15 protein-coding genes are annotated in these 18174 nt (G+C 63.9%); 9 read left to right on the top strand and 6 right to left on the bottom strand.

The genetic code is table 11. The features are described 5' to 3' along the window. Window positions 1-192 precede the first annotated feature (192 nt). From ACJ8IM_RS11440 to ACJ8IM_RS11430, 3 genes are read left to right on the top strand one after another with little or no spacing between them, the layout of a single operon-like run. Window positions 193-2415 carry a xanthine dehydrogenase family protein molybdopterin-binding subunit gene (locus ACJ8IM_RS11440; protein ID WP_101455846.1) on the top strand — a complete coding sequence of 741 codons (2223 nt, stop codon included), beginning with the start codon at window positions 193-195 and terminating at the stop codon, window positions 2413-2415. Continuing rightward, the gene (locus ACJ8IM_RS11435; protein ID WP_033655270.1) at window positions 2415-2873 is read left to right on the top strand and encodes a (2Fe-2S)-binding protein; all 459 of its coding nucleotides are present in this window, start codon (window positions 2415-2417) and stop codon (window positions 2871-2873) included. The genes ACJ8IM_RS11440 and ACJ8IM_RS11435 overlap by 1 nt, the downstream gene beginning before the upstream one ends. 11 nt (window positions 2874-2884) lie before the next feature. Then, window positions 2885-4189: a cytochrome c gene (locus ACJ8IM_RS11430; protein ID WP_033655269.1), complete on the top strand. Its 1305-nt coding sequence runs from the start codon at window positions 2885-2887 to the stop codon at window positions 4187-4189. A 23-nt stretch (window positions 4190-4212) separates the two neighbouring features. On the opposite strand, the gene ACJ8IM_RS11425 is transcribed toward ACJ8IM_RS11430, so the two are convergent. Next, complete coding sequence (locus ACJ8IM_RS11425; protein WP_033655268.1) at window positions 4213-5124, bottom strand: LysR family transcriptional regulator; 912 nt, start codon at window positions 5122-5124, stop codon at window positions 4213-4215. A gap of 151 nt (window positions 5125-5275) precedes the next feature. Here ACJ8IM_RS11425 and ACJ8IM_RS11420 point away from each other — a divergent pair, with 151 nt between their 5' ends. Beyond that, the gene (locus ACJ8IM_RS11420; RefSeq protein ID WP_033655266.1) at window positions 5276-6196 is read left to right on the top strand and encodes an alpha/beta hydrolase; all 921 of its coding nucleotides are present in this window, start codon (window positions 5276-5278) and stop codon (window positions 6194-6196) included. Window positions 6197-6239: 43 nt separating this feature from the next. Here the strand turns inward: ACJ8IM_RS11420 and ACJ8IM_RS11415 are convergent, their stop codons facing one another. Both ACJ8IM_RS11415 and ACJ8IM_RS11410 read right to left on the bottom strand, forming a co-directional pair. Continuing rightward, window positions 6240-7409: a cupin domain-containing protein gene (locus ACJ8IM_RS11415; protein WP_033655265.1), complete on the bottom strand. Its 1170-nt coding sequence runs from the start codon at window positions 7407-7409 to the stop codon at window positions 6240-6242. Between the two features lie 287 nt (window positions 7410-7696). Next, window positions 7697-8608: a LysR family transcriptional regulator gene (locus ACJ8IM_RS11410; RefSeq protein ID WP_033655263.1), complete on the bottom strand. Its 912-nt coding sequence runs from the start codon at window positions 8606-8608 to the stop codon at window positions 7697-7699. Between the two features lie 103 nt (window positions 8609-8711). Between ACJ8IM_RS11410 and ACJ8IM_RS11405 the strand changes: the two genes are divergently transcribed. After that, on the top strand, window positions 8712-9278 hold the full coding sequence (locus ACJ8IM_RS11405) for a chromate transporter (RefSeq protein WP_033634481.1): 567 nt from the start codon (window positions 8712-8714) through the stop codon (window positions 9276-9278). Next, on the top strand, window positions 9275-9796 hold the full coding sequence (locus ACJ8IM_RS11400) for a chromate transporter (protein WP_033655286.1): 522 nt from the start codon (window positions 9275-9277) through the stop codon (window positions 9794-9796). The genes ACJ8IM_RS11405 and ACJ8IM_RS11400 overlap by 4 nt, the downstream gene beginning before the upstream one ends. Window positions 9797-9800: 4 nt before the next feature. Here the strand turns inward: ACJ8IM_RS11400 and ACJ8IM_RS11395 are convergent, their stop codons facing one another. Beyond that, window positions 9801-10154, bottom strand: coding sequence for an AprI/Inh family metalloprotease inhibitor (locus ACJ8IM_RS11395; RefSeq protein WP_033648487.1), 354 nt, complete (start codon window positions 10152-10154; stop codon window positions 9801-9803). Between the two features lie 411 nt (window positions 10155-10565). On the opposite strand from ACJ8IM_RS11395, the gene ACJ8IM_RS11390 reads away from it, so the two are divergent. After that, window positions 10566-12182, top strand: a complete 1617-nt coding sequence (locus tag ACJ8IM_RS11390; protein ID WP_033655262.1) for a serralysin family metalloprotease — start codon at window positions 10566-10568, stop codon at window positions 12180-12182. Between the two features lie 43 nt (window positions 12183-12225). Here the strand turns inward: ACJ8IM_RS11390 and ACJ8IM_RS11385 are convergent, their stop codons facing one another. Next, on the bottom strand, window positions 12226-12876 hold the full coding sequence (locus ACJ8IM_RS11385) for a dihydrofolate reductase family protein (RefSeq protein WP_033655260.1): 651 nt from the start codon (window positions 12874-12876) through the stop codon (window positions 12226-12228). Between the two features lie 69 nt (window positions 12877-12945). Then, complete coding sequence (locus ACJ8IM_RS11380; RefSeq protein ID WP_033655259.1) at window positions 12946-13947, bottom strand: alpha/beta fold hydrolase; 1002 nt, start codon at window positions 13945-13947, stop codon at window positions 12946-12948. A gap of 234 nt (window positions 13948-14181) precedes the next feature. Here ACJ8IM_RS11380 and ACJ8IM_RS11375 point away from each other — a divergent pair, with 234 nt between their 5' ends. Next, complete coding sequence (locus tag ACJ8IM_RS11375; protein ID WP_033655257.1) at window positions 14182-14613, top strand: DcrB-related protein; 432 nt, start codon at window positions 14182-14184, stop codon at window positions 14611-14613. A gap of 31 nt (window positions 14614-14644) precedes the next feature. Beyond that, the coding region (locus ACJ8IM_RS11370) for a PAAR domain-containing protein (protein ID WP_442516236.1) at window positions 14645-18174 on the top strand (3530 nt) is incomplete at its 3' end.

Below are 18174 nucleotides of genomic sequence, written 5' to 3'. Positions count from 1 at the left end.
GGCTACCCGCCCGCAGCGCACGATTCCTCAACGAAAAAATCCCTTATCAAGATTAGGCCTGCTGGATAATAGGCTACGCTAATTATTGCTCTGTTGCGCTATGTCACCCGACGGGCGCAACAACCCATTCCCATAACAAGATTTGTTTCGCCGAAGGCAGTGACGCCTTCGGCTTTTTTGGAGTCATGAGCAATGAGCATATCCCAAGTTCCGCTTTCGCGGCGGCGGTTTATCGTCGGCGCCGGGGCGTTGGTGATCGGCGCCTATCTGCCGTCCACCGGCGCGCTGGCGCGGTCGAATGCCCCGGCCGCCTCCGGCGCGGCAGCGTTTGATGCCAACGCCTTCGTTCAGATCGGCGCCGACGGCGTCGTCACCGTCATCAGTAAACACACCGAAGTGGGCCAGGGGGTCTATACCGGCATGGCGACGCTGGTTGCCGAAGAGCTCGATGCCGACTGGGCGCAGGTGCGGGTCGTCGCCGCGCCGGTGGACACCCATATCTACAAAAACCTGAGCTTCGGATTCCAGGGCACCGGCGGTTCGAGCTCGGTGGCCAATGCCTATGAGCAAATGCGCCGCATGGGCGCCATGGCGCGTGCGCTGCTGGTGCAGGCCGCCGCGCAGAGCTGGAAAACCTCGGCGCAGGAAATTACCGTGCAGGCGGGCAAGATTCGCCATGCCGCCAGCGGACGCGAAGCGGGCTTCGGCGAATTCGCCGCGCTGGCCGCCACGCTGCCGCCGCCCGATCCCGCCAGCCTGACGCTGAAGGAACCGGCTAATTTCACCCTGATCGGCAAAACGCGCGGCCTGCATCGCGTCGATTCGCTGGCGAAAACCAACGGCAGCGCGCAGTTCTCGCAGGATATCCATGAGCCGGACATGCTGACCGTCACCATCAAGAAACCGCCGCGTTTCGGCGGCAAGGTGGCGGCCTTCGACGCCGAACGGGCGCTGGCGGTGCCGGGGGTGGTAGCGGTGAAGCAAATCGCCACCGGCGTGGCGGTTTACGCCAAAAATACCTGGGCGGCGATCCAGGGGCGGGAGCGGCTGAAGGTGACGTGGGACGATGCGCAGGCCGAACGGCGCAACACCGAGGAGATCTACGCCGAATTCCGCCAGGTGGCGCAGAAAACCGGCGTGGTGGCGAAGAGCCACGGCAAGCCGGACGAGGTGTTCGACAAGGCCGACAAGGTGATCGAGGCCGAATACACCTTCCCGTACGTCGCCCACGCGCCGATGGAGCCGCTGGACGGCTATCTGTTCTGGGACGGCGAGAGCGTCAAGGCGCGCTACGGTTGCCAAATTCAAACGCTCGATCACAAGCAGCTGTGCGATCTGTTCGAGTTGCCGCCGGACAAGGTGCAGATTGAAACCATTCTGGCGGGCGGCAGCTTCGGCCGGCGCATCGATTTAGGCAACCCGACGCTGGGGCCGGATCTGGCGGCCGACATGGCGGCGGCGGCCAAGGGCATCGGCCCCGGCCACGGTGTGAAGGTGGTATGGACGCGCGAGGACGACATCCGCAACGGCTGGTATCGCCCGATGATCCTGCACCGCCTGCGCGGCGCCATCCGCGGCGGCAAGGTGGTGGGCTGGACCGATACCGTGGTCGGCCACTCCTGGACGCGGCACAGCGCGATGGATGCGCTGGTGGTCAACGGCCTCGATCAGATGATGGTCGAGGGCGCCAGCGAGGTGTCATACAGCTTTGAAGCCTTCCGCTGCGATGCGCACATCGTGCCCGGCAAGGTGCCGACTACCTCGCTGCGGTCGGTCGCCAGCACCCACACCGGCCACGCGGTGGAGAGCTTTATCGATCAACTGCTGCAGGAAACCGGCCAGGATCCGGTCGAAGGGCGGCTGGCGCTGATGGGCGACGCGCCGCGCGCGGCGGGCGCGCTGCGGGCGGTAGCGAAAGCCGCTGACTGGCAGGGCGCCAAGGTGGTGGACGGGCGCGCGCGCGGCGTGGGCGTCGCCAAGGCGTTCGATACCTATGTGGCGCAGGTGGCCGAGGTGTCGATCGGCGAAGGTGGCATCCCGAAAGTGCACAAGGTGTGGTGTGCGGTGGACTGCGGCGTGGCGGTGAATCCCGACGTGATCCGCGCGCAGATCGAGGGAGGCATCGGCTACGGCCTGAGCATGGCGCTGTACGGCAACATCACGCTGAAAGACGGCGTGGTCGAACAGTCCAACTTCAATAACTTCCGCCCGCTGCGCATCGATGAGATGCCGGAGATCGAAGTGATCATCGTGCCCTCGAACGAGAAACCGACCGGCGTGGGCGAGCTGGGGGTGCCGACCATCGCCCCGGCGGTCGGCAATGCGCTGGCGCTGCTCGGGCGGCCGCGCACCTCGCTGAGCCTACCGCTGCATAATCCTACCGCGAACCCGGCGTCTGACAAGGAGAGAACCTGATGATTCAATTAACCGTAAACGATCAGCCGCTGACCTTCGAGGGCGATCCGCACATGCCGCTGCTGTGGTTCTTGCGTGACGAAGCCGGCCTGACCGGCACCAAGTTCGGCTGCGGCATCGCCATGTGCGGCGCCTGCACCGTGCATCTGGACGGCGTGCCGGTGCGGTCGTGCATGACGCCGATTTCGGCCGCCGTCGGCAAAAAAATCACCACCATCGAAGCCGTGGGCGCCACGCCGGAAGGCAAGGCGGTGCAGGAGGCCTGGCTTGATCTGGATGTGGTGCAGTGCGGCTACTGCCAGTCCGGCCAGATCATGAGCGCCAGCGCGCTGCTGGCGCAAAGTAAAAATCCGAGCGATGCGGACATCGACGCGGCGATGGGCGGCAACGTCTGCCGCTGCGCCACCTATGTGCGCATTCGCGCCGCCATCCACCAGGCCGCCAAGGCGTTGGGTTAGGGAGAGATGCGATGAGCAACGCCTTGAAAGGGCTGTTATGGCTGATTATCGCCGTGGTGGTGTTGGCGGGAGGATATGCGCTGTACACGCTGCTGCGGCCCACCGGCGCGGAGCCTGCGGCGCCGATCGCCGGAGCGCCGGCCGGCATCACCGATAAACTGGCGCGCGGCGAGTACCTGGCGCGCGCCGCCGACTGCGTGGCGTGCCACACCGCGCCGGGCGGCACGCCTTATGCGGGCGGCTTCGCCTTCAAACTGCCGTTCGGCACCATTTACGGCACCAACATCACCGCCGACAAGGAGACCGGCATCGGCAACTGGAGCGACGATCAGTTCGTACGCGCGGTGCGTGAGGGCATCGGCCCGCAGGGCAACCTGTATCCGGCGATGCCGTACACCTCCTACACCGGGCTGAGCCGCGACGACGTGCTGGCGATAAAAGCCTATCTGTTCAGCCTGCCGCCGGTGAAGCAGGCCAACCCGCAAAACGATCTGTCATTCCCGTTCAATCAGCGTTGGGGCATGAAATTCTGGAACCTGGCGTTCTTCCATGAGCAACGCTTTACGCCGGATCTCAACAAGGACGAGCAGTGGAACCGCGGCGCCTATCTGGCAACCGCGCTGGGCCACTGCGGCGAGTGCCACACGCCGCGCAATCTGGGGTTCGGCCTCAACCAGAGCAAGCACCTGAGCGGTGAAGTGGTGCAGGGCTGGTTCGCCGCCAACATCACGCCGGACAAACAGAGCGGCATCGGCGGCTGGAGCGACCAGCAGCTGTCGCAATATCTGGCCACCGGCCATGCGCCGGGGCGCAGCAGCGCCGCCGGCCCGATGGCGGAAGCGGTGGAAAACAGCCTGCAGTTCCTGACGCCGGAAGATAATCTGGCGCTGGTGAAATACCTGCGCGATATCGAACCGATCGCCGGCGACGCCGCCGCGGCGGTAAATCTGCAGCCGAAGGGCGCGGGGGCTTCCACGCCGATCCTGCCGGGCGGGCAAGAGCAGTCGCTAGGGCGGCGGGTGTTCGCCAACGACTGCAGCGGCTGCCACCAGTGGAACGGGCCGGGCCGCCAGAGCGAGTATGCGTCGCTGGTGGGCAGCACGGCGGTGAACGATCCGCAGGGGCGCAGCGTGGTGCAGGCCATCCTGAAGGGGACGAGCATCAGCATCGGCGAACGGCATGAAATGATGCCGGCGTTCGGCAGCGCCTATTCCGACGAGGAAGTGGCGGCGGTCGCCAACTTCGTGGTCGGCCATTTCGGCGATAAGCAGGGCAAAGTCACCGCCAAACAGGTGGCGGAGCAGCGCAAGCAGTAAAGCGAAAAGGCGCGCGGGCCGGTTTAGCCTGCGCGCTTCTCGACCAGAAAGTCCAGCAGCGCCCTGACCTTGGAAGACATGTGCTCACGGGAGGGGATATACAGGTAGAAGCCGGGAAACGGCTGCGACCAGGGCTGCAGGATCCGTACCAATTCACCGCGTTCCACCAGCGCCTTCACGGCGAAATCAAAGTGCTGAATAATGCCGACATGCTGCAACGCGGCGCGGATCATGCCGTCGTCGTCGTTGGTGATCACGCTGCCTTGCGGCTCGACGGAAAAGGTATGGCGCGCGTGCCGCTCGATAGTGGAAAACTCCCATTGATAAATGGCACCGCTGGTTGCGTGACGAAAAGCGATGCAGTTGTGGTTGACCAGATCCGCCGGCGTGGCGGGCGTGCCGTTACGGCTGAGGTACTGCGGCGTGGCCACCGCCACCAGTTCCACCTGCGGGGTGATGGGGATCGCCACCATATGCTCGGCGAGGCTTTCACCCAGCCGCACGCCGGCGTCGTAGCCTTCGGAAATGATGCTGGCCATGCCGTCGTCCATCACCAGCTCAAGCTTCAGCCTGGGATAGCGCGCCAGAAATTCACCGACATGCGGTTCGATAAAGTGCTTGGCGGCCGTGCGCGAAGCATTTATCCGCAGCAGCCCCGCCGGCTCGTGGCGGCTCTCTTCCAGCGTGCCGACGGCGTGTTCGATCGCGTTGAGGGCGGGAGCCAGGGCCTCGAGCAGGCGTTGTCCTTCCTCCGTGAGCGACATATCGCGGGTAGTGCGGTAGAGCAGCTTGACGTTCAGCTGTTTTTCCAGCGCCTTTAGATTTTGCGACAGTGCGGCGCGGGAAACGCCCATTTGGGCCGCCGCTTTGGTAAAGCTGCGATGCTGCGCGATATGCGCGAACCACGCCAGTGAGGGAAGCAGGGAAGGATCCATCGATACGTTCCGCATTGTAAATCACAGCTTAACACTGTAGTCCATTCCCTGGGCTTCTCAAAGAACAATACGGCGTCTAAAGTGAGCGTTATCCCAGCGGAAGCGATGCCGAGCGCGTTTCCCGAGCCAGCAACCCTGTGAGGAACTCATGATGAAAACGGTCAAAATCAAGCGTCAGTATTGGGACATCGCGGCGGATATTCATTTCCCGCCGGATTTCGACGAGCGGAAAAAGTACCCGGCGATCATCAGCGCCCACCCGATCGGCAGCTGCAAAGAGCAGACCTCGGGGAACGTCTATGGCGCGGCGCTGGCGAAAGCCGGTTTTGTGGTCATCGCGTTCGACGCCAGCTTCCAGGGCGAGAGCGGCGGCGAACCGCGCTTTATCGAAGATCCCACCCAGCGCGTGGAAGATTTTCGCGTCGTGACCGATTATCTGGTGACGCTGGATTACGTTGATGACCAGCGTATCGGCGTGCTCGGCATCTGCGGCGGCGGCGGTTACGCCATCAACGCCTCAATGACGGAGCGGCGCATCAAAGCGGTGGCGACCATCACCGGCGCCAACTATGGCCGGGTGATGCGCGAGGGCGTGTTGGCCAATGGCGATCCTGTGGCTTTTCTTGAGGATATTGCCCGGCAGCGCACCGCAGAGGCGCGCGGTGCGGCGCTGCGCGTGGATGTAGGCCTGTATCCGAGCGTTGAGGCGGCGCAACAAGACGGCGCCGATATCGATCTGCGCGAAGCGACGGAGTACTACCGTACGGCGCGCGGCGAGAAGCCGAACGGCGTAAACAAGACGCTGTATTCCCACAACGCGGCGGCCGTAGGCTGGGACGCGTTCCACCTGGCGGAAGTGCTGCTGACCCAGCCGCTGTTGGTGATCGTCGGCGGCAAGCCCGGCCTGTTCGGCGCGTTGCGCGACGGCTATGAGATTGTGCGCCGCGCCAAATCGCAGCACAAAGAGCTGGTGGTGGTGGAAGGCTGGTCGCATTACGATCTCTACGACAAACCGGAGCCGGTAGCCCGGGCGCTGGAGAAGCTGGTGCCATTCTTTAAAACCACGCTGTAAGAGGCAGGCCAGGGGGCGAGGGAGCTTCTCCCTCGCCGTGGCGTCAGCGGCTGCGGCGCGACATGACCCGCTTGTCTTTCGGTCTATCCTGCCAGTCCTCAATCTGATTATTGAAGTTGTCCGCCAGCAGGTAGGCCGGGGTTTTCGCCAGCCAGTCGGACAACGAAATATCCTGATAAATGCCGTTGTCCATCACGATCAATACCTTCAAATCCTCATCGCCGATGTTCTCGATGTAATGGCCGAAACCCTGCGGCACGTAACCGACGTCCGAAGGGGCGTACTCTGCCGTCTGCGCGTGGCCGTGCGAGCTGAACACCGTCATGCGGCCTTTACCGGCAATATAGTATTGCCATTCGTTGGCATTGGGGTGCCAGTGCAATTCCCGGATCGCGCCGGGTTTCACGATCTCGATGATGCCGGTCATGGTGGTGGAGATGGGAAATTCTTTCGACGACACCAAATGCACGCTGCCGGCGTCATTTTCAAAGAACGGTTTTTGCTTCATTAATTCATAGCGGTGGGTCAGCGGGGCGTTATTTAATCCGCCGTCGTTTTTCGGCAATGGCAAGGTGGGCGGAACGGCGCCGCCGACAATATAGGCCTCGCCCTGTTTGGCCTTGGAAAATACCGCCGCCGGCATGTTGACGCTTTTTTCCAATACCTCTTTCGGCATATGCGCCACCCAATCGGTAATGCTGAAGGTGCCGAATTCGGAGAAATGGCCGTTATCGAACGCCAGAATAAAATGCGCGCCATCTGCCAGCGCCTGAATGGAATGGCCATAGCCTTTCGGGAAATACCACACGTCGCCGGGGCCGAAATCCGCCACCTCGCATTTTCCCTCGGGATCGAGGATGGTGATGCGAGCATGGCCTTCCAGCATAAACGCCCATTCGGCGGCGATGGCGTGCCAGTGCAGCTCGCGCACGCCGCCCGGCTCCAGCGTCATGTCCACGCCCGCCACGCCTTCGGAGATCGGAAATTGCTCGACGGTGGCTTCGCGCGCCCAGCCGCTGGGCAGGCTGCGTTTCTTGCTGTCGGTGAATTTGTATTTATAGAGATGCTGCGCATCGGCAGGCGGCTGATAGCTGCTGGGGGGGACGATATTGCGATGATCGTCGGCAGCGGCATTTTTTACGATGCCGCCGATCATGCCGGCGGCGGCCGCGCTGACGGCGGAGACTTTCAATATATCACGACGCGATAGCATAGCATTTTCTCCAATATAAAACCGCGCGTCTGAATAGGCAGGCGCAGGGAAGGCAAAATTGCTCTTGAAAGGTGTTTTGTCATCGGCGAAATAGGCTGCGACCCTTAAATCCTAGCGGCTGGAATGTATTGCGTAGGCGCTTATTTGTTTGCGTTTGTTACTAAGTGAGAGCGGGTTTAATTAATTAATCGGAAGTTGAATAGTCATTAAGTGGAATTAAATTTAGTCGACGAATAGTTTAAATAAATAATAAACGAACTTCATTTATTATTGGCCGTTCGGGCTTTTTATGACTGCGCCACGGTCTCCAACACCAGCTGACGAAAGCGCTCGACGATTGGCGAAGCCGGGCTGCGGCGCAGCGCCAGGTAAAGTGGGGCGCTGAGCTGCGCTTCTTCGGCGAGGGTGCGGTAGACGATGCCGTCGCCGCCCAGCCGCCGCATCGAGCCGGGCACCACTGACAACCCCAGCCCGGCGCCCACCAGGCTGAGGGTGGCCGGCAGGCGCGGCGCTTCCTGCACGATGCGCGGGCTGAAGCCAGCGCGGTGGCAGGCGGCCAGGATGGCGTCGTACAGCCCCTGGCCGGCCGGGCGGCGATAGAGAATAAACGCTTCGTGGGCCAGTTCGGCCAGCGGCAGCGGTTGCTGCGTCTCATGCGCCAGCCGGTGGCCCAGCGGCAGGGCGACGATCATCGGCTCGCTGAGCACCGGCTCCACGCTCAGGCCGGGAATGCCGCTGGCCGGCGAGCGCACGAAGGCGGCGTCGAGGCGCTGTTCCAGCAACGCCTCCATCAGTTCGCCGCTGCCGGCCTCTTCCAACTGGGTAGTGATGCCCGGCAGGATGTCGCGGTAGCGGCGCAGCAGGTTGGGCACGAACGGGTGCAGCGCGGCGGAACTGGTGAAGCCGATGGCGATGTGGCCCTGCTCGCCGCGGGCGGCGCGCTGCACCGCTTCGCGCAGGCGTTCGGCGCGCGCCAGCAGGGCGCGGGCCTCTTCGAACAGCACGCCGCCCGCCTCGGTGACGCGCACGCCGCGCGGCAGACGCTGCAACAAGGTTACGCCCAGTTCGTCTTCCAGCCCCTGCAGCAGGCGGGTCAGCGGCGGCTGCTGGATAAACAGCCGCTCGGCGGCGCGGGTGATGTTGCCTTCTTCCACCACGGTGACGAACGCCCGCAGGCGACGCAGTTCGATCATAGCCATACCTCAAAGGTATCTTTGGTTGTTCCGGAATGCATTAGACATCATGGCACGGCGGCGCGCATGATACCAGACATCAAAACAAGCGATGTGGAACGGCAATGTCATGTCAGATATCAATACGTTAAAACCGCACCCGGCGGCAGCGCCGGGCAACGCGGAGCTGTTTGTGGGCTTTCTGTGGCTGGGGCTGATCGGCTTCGGCGGCGTGCTGCCGTTGGCGCGCAGCATGCTGGTAGAGCGCCGGCGCTGGTTGAGCGGCGAACAGTTCACCGAGCTGCTCGGGCTGTGCCAGTTCCTGCCCGGCGGCAACGTCATCAACCTGTCGGTGGCGGTGGGCATGGAATTTCGCGGGTTGCGCGGCGCGCTGTGCGCCTTGCTGGGCCTCATCAGCGCGCCGACGGCGATCGTGGTGGGGTTGGGCGTGGTCTACGCCCGCTTCCAAAACGATCCGCATGTGCAGCATGTGTTCGCCGGGCTGGCCGCCGCTGCCGCCGGGCTGCTGCTGTCGACCGGGATCAAGATGCTGCTGCCGCTGCGCGGTAAATGGCCGGCGCTGGCGATCGTCGCGCTGGCATTGATCGCCATCGCCTGGCTGCGCCTGCCACTGTTGCCGACCATGCTGGTGCTGGCGCCGCTGAGCATTCTGCTGATGTGGCGGTGGCCGTCATGAGCGGGGTTTTAATTGCGCTGGCGCTGATCTTTACCGAGCTTTCTCTGCTGGCGTTTGGCGGCGGCATGACCATTCTGCCGGAGATGCAGCGGCAGGTGGTGGAGGTGCATCGGTGGATGAGCGCCCAGGAGTTCAGCGCGCTGTTCGCCATGGCGCAGGCCGCGCCGGGGCCGAACATGATGATCGTGCCGCTGGTCGGCTGGCACGTGGCCGGTTGGGCGGGGCTGCTGGTTTCTTCGGTCGCCAAGTTCGGGCCGTCTTCCATCGTTACGTTGTTGGTGATGGGCGCCTGGCGGCGCTTTAAGGATCGCCCGTGGCGCCGCATCGTGCAGGCCGGTCTGGTGCCGCTGACCGTGGGGCTGGTGGCGGCCAGCGGCATCTTGATCGCCGAGGCTTCTGCGCCCAGCTGGCGGCTGGCGGCGATCGTGGCGCTGGCGACGGGATTGAGCATGAGCAAGCGCCTCCATCCGCTGTGGGTGCTGGCGGGCGGCGCGCTGCTCGGGTTGCTGTTCGCCTGAGGGATTAGCGCGGGATCAGCATAAAGCGTGAAGGGCCGTTGCGATCGATCAGCTCATAGCGCTTCGGCGCGGTCAGGGCCAGAAAGGCCACCATGCCGCCTTCGGCGTCGGTCAGCGTCATGCCGTCCGGCGTCGGCCGCCAGGCGACCGGCAACGTTTGCAGCGCCAGCGGCTGCAGGCACTGGGCGGAGGCGCTGAAGCGGAAGGCGTTGGTGTTGGCCACCGCTTCGTCGCTCAGCTGCACCTCGCAGACGGCTTTACCGTCGCCGATGGCGGCGAGCTGCCAGTCGCCCTTCAGCGCGGCGGGTTCCAGCAACGGCAGTGAACTGCCCAGGGCACTGCTGCACAATACGCTCATAACGACTCCCGTCAGGCTGGCGCGGCGCAAGGCGCGCATAAGAAAAAAGGTTGGCATCGGGTCACTCCTTTCGGCTGTCCGTTCACACTTTAGCACGTACCCACCTTGATGATGAGGGAAGGATTAGGTTTTTTAATCCTCGATTATTCTGATCTAACCGGCGATAAAATGCGCAAAAAGACGAATGATTAACCCGTTAATACACTTATTTTTCTCATTAATATAGTGAGAATACAAATTGTTACGAGTATCTCCATCTCAATGCCCGGCACGGTGAAGCCAGGCCGGGCGGGCTCGCGCCGCCGGGGTGAGTCACTATACTGGTCATTCCTAAGCCTTGGATTAGATTAGAACGACTGATGAATAGTCTTACAAAGCGAGTGGGTTCCTATTGTGTAAAAGGAGAATGCAATGCGCCGTAGCCACAATGACATTTTGCAAGATGATGATGAGTTCACCAGCCTGGCCGCCACATCCCCCAACGATCATAACTATCAATTTTACTATCACCAGCCCGGCAGCCCCTATGACGGATTGGGCTACGGCGCGCTGTTTACGCTGGACAACGCCAACCTCTACAGTAACCAGCGCGGTGGGGCAGCCATCAACAACCTGGGTAAAATCCGCGATAACTTCAGCTTCGATCGCGCCGCCGACCAGCTGACGCGGCCGGGCCTGACGCACAACGGCGACCAGGTGTATCACCAGCCGATCGCGCTGACCTATTCCTTCCTGACGCAGAGCGCGCTGAACCGCATCGGCCAGACCGGCGACGGCGACAAGGGGCTGCAGCCGCTGACCCAGGCGGCGCAGGCGCAGGCGCTGAAATCGATGCAGGCCTGGGCCGACGTGGCGAACGTGACCTTTACCGAAACGGCGTCCACCGATATCAATCATCGCGCGGACATCACCTTCGCGTACTTCACCCAGCGCGCCGACGGCAGCACCGCTGAGGGCAGCGGCCCGAATGCCATTAATGCTTACGCCTATTACCCGCCGAGCTCCAAACCGGGCAGTGATAACGCCTTTGCCGGCACGGTGTGGTTCAACAAGAACTTCGCCACCCATCAGGCGCCGGTTAGCGGCGATTTCAGCAGCCAGACCTTCACCCACGAGCTGGGGCATGCCCTGGGGCTGGCGCATCCGGGATCTTATGACGCCTCGTTGGGCAACCCGAGCTACCAGAACGACGCGGCTTACTATCAGGATTCGCTGCAATACTCGATCATGAGCTATTTCAACGCCGGTTACACCGGCGCCGACACCAAAGGGGTGTATGGCTATGGCCCGATGGTGGATGACATCGCCGCGATCCAAAAATTGTACGGCGCCAACATGAGCACCCGCACCGGAGACACGGTGTACGGCTTCAACTCCAACACCGGGCGCGATTTCCTGACCGCCACGGCGGACAACGGCAAACCGGTCAACTTCGCGGTGTGGGACGCCGGCGGCAACGACACGCTGGACTTCTCCGGCTACAGCCAGCAGCAGATGATCAACCTGAACGACGGCGCGTTCTCCAGCGTCGGCGGCGGCACGCAGAACGTCGCCATCGCGCGCGGGGCGATCATCGAGAACGCCATCGGCGGCAGCGGGCGCGATGTGATCATCGGCAACGATCAGGACAACCTGCTGGCGGGCAACGCCGGCTCCGACATCCTGTACGGCGGCCTGGGGGCGGATCATCTGTGGGGCGGCAAAGACGCCAACAACTTCACCGACTATTTCGTCTATCTCAATGCCAAAGAGTCCACGGTGGCGGCGTTCGACGTGATTGAAGACTTCGAGCACGGCATCGACAAGATCGATCTCTCCGGCCTACGCTTCAACAACAGCCTGAGCGAGCTGCGCTTTATCGACAGCGGCAGCGCCTTCAGCGGCCAGAAAGGCGAGATCCAGCTCAACTTCGACGCCTTCAACGGCACCACCGATCTGTTGATGAACACCCAAAGCAACAGCTATGCCGCCGACTTCAAGATCCACGTGGTTGGGCAGGTGGAGCAGAGCGATATTCTGTTTGCCTGAGGGCGATGCAGGGGAAAGAGAAAAGGGCCGAACGGCCCTTTTTTTACGGCTGGGCCACCGCGGCGCTTTCCGCTACGAAGGAGCCGGTTGCCACCGCGCCGGCGCGGCGGTAGTGGGCCACGATCACGCCGCCGGGCGAGACCACCGATTGGGCCAGCGTGAAGGCCGCCGGCGCCGCGTTGTCATCGAACAGCCGTTTGCCGCCGCCGAGCAGCACCGGGTAGGTGAGCAGGCGCAGTTCGTCCACCAGATCGTTGGCCAGCAGCTGTTGCATCAGCGTGCTGCTGCCCTGCACCAGCAGCACCGGCCCCTGCGCGCGTTTCAGCTCGCGCAGCCGGGCGAGGATGTCCCGCCCCAGCCACTGGCTGTTCTGCCACGCCAGCGTCTCGCCGTGGTGGGTGGCGACGTACTTGGTGGCCTGATTGAACACGCGGGCGATATCGGCGGATAACGGGTCGGCCTCGTCGGTGATCTGCGGCCAGTAGCCGGCGAAGATGTCGTAGGTGCGCCGCCCCAGCAGCAGATCGAACGGCGCAGAGAAAAGATCGCCCATCGTTTCCGCAATGGCGTCATCCCAGTAGGGGGCTGTCCAGCCGCCGAAGCGAAAGCCGCCGCTGCGGTCTTCGTCCTGCCCGCCGGGCGCCTGCATCACGCCGTCGAGGCTGACGAAGGCGCTGGCAATAATCTGTCGCATGGCTGTCTCCTGCCGTTGAGTGCCAGCTGAAAGTTTAGCCGCCGCGCGGCGGCTGCGCCAACCGGCCGCTCAGGGCTGCAGCGCCTTGAGCAACGCCTGATGGAAACGCTCCGGCTCCTCCATTTGCGGCGCATGGCCCAGCCCGGCGAACTCGATCAGCGTGGCGTGCGGGATCAGCTTCGCCGCCTGTTTGCCTAACACGTCATAATGGCCGATCCTGGCCTTGACCGCCGGCGGGGCGATATCGCTGCCGATGGCGGTAGTGTCGGCGGTACCGATCATCAGCGTGGTGGGGGTTTGCAGATCCTTGAACTCGTAGTACACCGGCTGGGTGAAGATCATGTCGTAGATCAGCGCCGAGTTCCACGCCACCAGGCGATGGCCCGGCCCGTTGTTCAGCCCGGCCAGCATATCCACCCAACGATCGTACTCCGGCTTCCAGCGGCCGCCGTAGTAGGTGCGCTGCTCATAGTTGCGGATACCCTCGGCGGTGGTGTTCAGCTCGCGCTCGAACCATTGATCGACGCTGCGCCACGGCACGCCTTTGGCCTTCCAGTCCTCGAGGCCGATCGGGTTGACCATGACCAATTGCTCCACCGCCTGCGGATACATCAGGCTGTAGCGCGTGGCCAACATGCCGCCGGTGGAGTGGCCGATGACGATGGCCTTACTGATTTTCAGGTTCTGCAGCAGGCCGTGGGTGTTTTGCGCCAGCTGCTGGAAGCTGTACTGGTAATGCGCCGGCTTGGTGGAGGAGCAAAAGCCGATTTGATCCGGCGCGATGACGCGGTAACCGGCCTTGCTCAGCGCCTTGATGGTGTCCTGCCAGGTGGCGGCGCAGAAGTTTTTACCGTGCAGCAACAGCGCGGTGCGGCCGTTGGCGGCACCTTCCGGCGGCACGTCCATATAGCCCATTTTTAACGGCTGCCCCTGCGAGGTGAAGCTGAACTGCTGCAGCGGGTAAGGGTAGTGAAAGCCCTGCAGCTCCGGGCCGAACTTCGGCGTTTCGGCGGCGGCGGGGAACGCGGCCAGCGTGGCGCACAGCAGCGCGCGACGGGTAAATCTCAGCATCCTGATCTCCTGAAAAACGGACGATAGCCGAGTATAGCCACAATCAGGGCGTCGGCGCGCCAGCAGTTTCAGATAATTCTGTAATGTTACGGCCCGATCCCGGGCAAGGTTCCGGCCACGGCCTTGTACACAGTGAACGCGGTCACGCCGCGCAACATTGGCGGTGCCTGATGGTTTTATTTCAAGGCTAAGTTATGCGATGCTTAAGCATTATTTATGCAAAAGGATCCTCGCATGTCCGCTTTATCCCGCTGCGCTTTCAGCGAAGGCAGCGTCGCTTTGCCGGAAGGCTATGCCGATCGCACCGTCAACGTGCTGTTGGCCGGCGATGATGTTTCCCCCTCAATCAATATTTCCCGCGATGCGCTGCAGCCGGCGGAAAACCTGGAAGGCTACGTCACCCGCCAGCTTGATGCGCTGGCGCAGGGGCTGAAAGGCTGGGCATTCAAAAGCCGCGAGCCGGCGACGTTGGGCGATGGATTAACCGCCGGTGAATGGGTGCGCGCCAGCTACCTGCGCGACGGCAAGCGCATCTGGCAAAACCAGGCGGTGTTCGCGCTGGCGGAGGGCCGGGTGCTGGTGTTCACTCTGGCGATGGCGCGCAAGCTGACGCCGCAAGACGACGCGCTGCTGCAGCAGGTGCTGAGCAGCTACCGGGCGGCCTAACGATGAACTCTTTGCGTAAAAGGACCTTACGATGACCGAAGCGGCTCGCGTCGGCGATACCATCGGGCATTCCCATGCCCTGGCCGGCATGATTGCCGGCACGATTGTCGGCGGCCTGATCGCCGCCGCAGGCGCGGTGGCGGCGGGTGCGCTGTTCGTCGCCGGCCTGGCGGCTTCCTGTATCGGCGTCGGCGTGCTGCTCATCGGCGCCAGTCTGGCGGTGGGGTATCTCACCGGGGAGGCGGCCACCGCGGCGCGCGACGGCATTGCCGACGCCGGTGCCGGTAGCCTGACCCCCAAAGGCAATATCGTCACCGGCTCCCCCAACGTCTTCATCAACGGCAAACCCGCCGCGCTCGCCACCAACAGCCAGGTGGCCTGCAGCGACGACGGCCCGAGCATGCAGATGGCGCAGGGCTCCGACAAGGTCAGCATCAACGGCCAGCCCGCCTCGCGCGTAGGGGACAAAACCAACTGCGACGCGCAGGTGATGGAAGGTTCGCCCAACGTGTTTATCGGTGGCGGCACCGTCACCACCTTGCCGATCAAGCCCGAAGTGCCGGATTGGCTGTACAAGGTCTCTGACCTGACGCTGCTGTTCGCCGGCCTGGTGGGCGGCGTGGGCGGCGCCGCCGGCAAGCTGGGGGCGCTGGGCAAACTGCTGGGCAAGCTGCCCGGCATCAACAAACTGGCGCGCATCGCCTGCCGCGCCGGCACCCTGATGACCGCCACCGCCGCCGTCGGCATTATCGCCCGGCCGGTGGATATCGTCAGCGGCCAGAAATTCCTCGACGGCGAAGACGATCTCGATTTCGTGCTGCCTTCGCGCCTGCCGGTCGCCTGGCAGCGCTATTGGCGCAGCGGCAACCCCGGCGACGGCGTACTGGGCCGCGGCTGGAACCTGTTCTGGGAGAGCAGCCTGCAGCCGTATCAGGACGGCCTGGTGTGGCGCGCGCCTTCCGGCGACTTCGTCGCTTTCCCCAGGGTGCCGCGCGGCCACAAAACCTACTGCGAAGCCGAAAAATGCTGGCTGATGCACAACGACGACGGCAGCTGGCAGCTGTTTGACGTCGGCGAACAGATTTTCCACTACCCGCCGCTGGCGGGCGACCAGCCGAGCCGGCTCAGCATGATCACCGACGCCATCGGCAACGCCACCTCGCTGTTTTACGACGACGAGGGGCTGCTGAGCGAACTGGTGGACAGCGCCGGGCAGCGCCTGATGTGCCGCTATGCGCAGGGCCGCCTGCGCGAAGTGGCGCTGCAAACCGCCGAAGGCGAACGGACGCTGGCGCGCTACGATTACGATGAGCAGGGCCAACTGACGACGGTGAACAACCGCGCCGCTGAGGTAACGCGCCGCTTCGGCTGGCGCGACGGCCTGATGATCAGCCACCAGGACGCCGCCGGGCTGCTGAACGAATACCAATGGCAAGAGATAGACGGCGTGCCGCGCGTGACGGCCTACCGCAACAGCGCCGGAGAATCGCTGGAGTTCGGTTATGACTTCGCCGGCGGGCGCCGCAGCGCGGTGCGCGGCGACGGCAAGCGCGCGGAGTGGCGGCTGGATGACGACGACAACGTGGCGCAGTACACCGACTTCGACCAGCGCCGCTACGGTTTTATCTACCAACGCGGCGAACTGTGCAGCGTGCTGCTGCCCGGCGGCGCGCAGCGCCAGAGCGAATGGGATCCTTACGGCCGCCTGCTGTCGGAGACCGATCCGCTCGGCCGCGTGACGCGCTATCAATATTCGCGCAACAGCGGCCGGCTGTTCGCCGTCGCGTACCCGGACGGCAGCAGCGAGGCGCAGCACTGGGATACGCTGGGGCGCCCGACGCGCTATGTCGATGCGCTGGGCAATGCCACGCTGTACCGCTATCCGGATGACGAAGAGAGCCTGCCGGCCGGCGTGATCGACGCGCTGGGCGGGGAAGTGAAGCTGGAGTGGGACGCCCGCGGCCAGCTGACGCGCTACACCGACTGTTCCGGCAGCGTGACGGCTTATACCTACGATGCGCTGGGGCAACTGACGGCGCAGACCGATGCCGAAGGCCACCAGACGCGCTACCGGTGGGATAACGGCGGGCGCTTGCACACCCTGATCCACCCGGACGGCGGTGAAGAGCGCTTTAACTGGAATGCACACGGCCAGCTGGCCGAACATCAGGACGCGCTGGGCAGCCTGACCCGCTGGCAGTACAACGCCCTGGGGCTGCCGGTCAGCATCACCGACCGCATCAACCGCACCCGGCGCTATCACTACAGCCCGCAGGGCTGGCTGACGCGGCTGGAGAACGGCAACGGCGGCGAATACCGCTTCAGCTACGATGCGGTGGGCCGCGTGCTGGCCGAAGAGCGCCCGGACGACACCCGCCACTATTATCGCTACGGCGCGGCCGGGCTGCTGGAGGAGCACCGCGAGGTCGGCCTGCCTGGCAGCGCGGGTGAGCTGACGCAGCGCGAACAGCGCTTCCGCTTCGACGAGGCCGGGCAGCTGGTCTGGCGCGGCAACGCCAGCGCGGAATGGCATTACCGCTTCGACGCCATGGGGCGGCTGCGCGAGCTGAACCGCCTGCCGACGGCGAGCGGCGCGGCGCTGGGCATTGAGCCGGACAGCGTGCAGATGCGCTATGACGCCGCCGGGCGGCTGCTCGGCGAGCAGGGCGTGAACGGCGAGCTGCAATACCAGTGGGATGCGCTGGCCAACCTGCAGGCGCTGACGCTGCCGCAGGGCGATCGCCTGCAGTGGCTGTATTACGGCTCCGGCCACGCCAGCGCCATCAAATTCAACCAGCAGGTGGTGAGCGAGTTCACCCGCGATCGCCTGCACCGGGAAACCGGCCGCAGCCAGGGCGCGCTGCAGCAGCAGCGGCGTTACGACGCCATGGGCCGCCGCAGCTGGCAGAGCAGCGCCTTCGGCCACGACAAACTGACCCGGCCGGAAGACGGCGTGCTGTGGCGCGCCTATCGTTACACCGGCCGCGGCGAGCTGGCCGGGGTGAGCGACGCGCTGCGCGGCGAAGTGCACTACGGTTACGACGCCGAAGGCCGCTTGCTGCAACACCGCGAACCCAATCAGGGCAAACCGGGCGCGCGGCTGGTGTACGATCTGGCGGATAACCTGCTGGGCGAGCGCAGCCCGCAGAGCGACATCGACGCGCACCTGCCGCTGGCGCCGATCGCCGATAACCGCCTGACGCACTGGCAAAAACTGTTTTACCGTTACGACGCCTGGGGCAACCTGATCAGCCGGCGCAACGGCCTGTATGAACAGCACTACCGCTACGACGCTGACAACCGGCTGGTGCAGGCGCATGGCCGCGGCCCGCAGGGCGAGTTCGAGGTGCAGTACCATTACGACGCGCTGGGCCGCCGCAGCCGCAAGGCGGTGCGCTACAAGGGCAAAACCGAACAGACGACTCGTTTCCTGTGGCAGGGTTACCGGTTGCTGCAGGAGCAGCGCGACGACGGCAGCCGCCGCAGCTGGAGCTACGATCCGGCCAGCCCGTGGAGCCCGCTGGCGGCGCTGGAGCAGGCGGGCGACAGCCGCTCGGCAGA

The sequence above is a fragment of the Serratia sp. CY33525 genome (assembly GCF_052169115.1).
Classification (GTDB): Bacteria; Pseudomonadota; Gammaproteobacteria; order Enterobacterales; family Enterobacteriaceae; genus Serratia; species Serratia sarumanii.
This window is presented reverse-complemented; position numbering and strand designations above follow the sequence as displayed.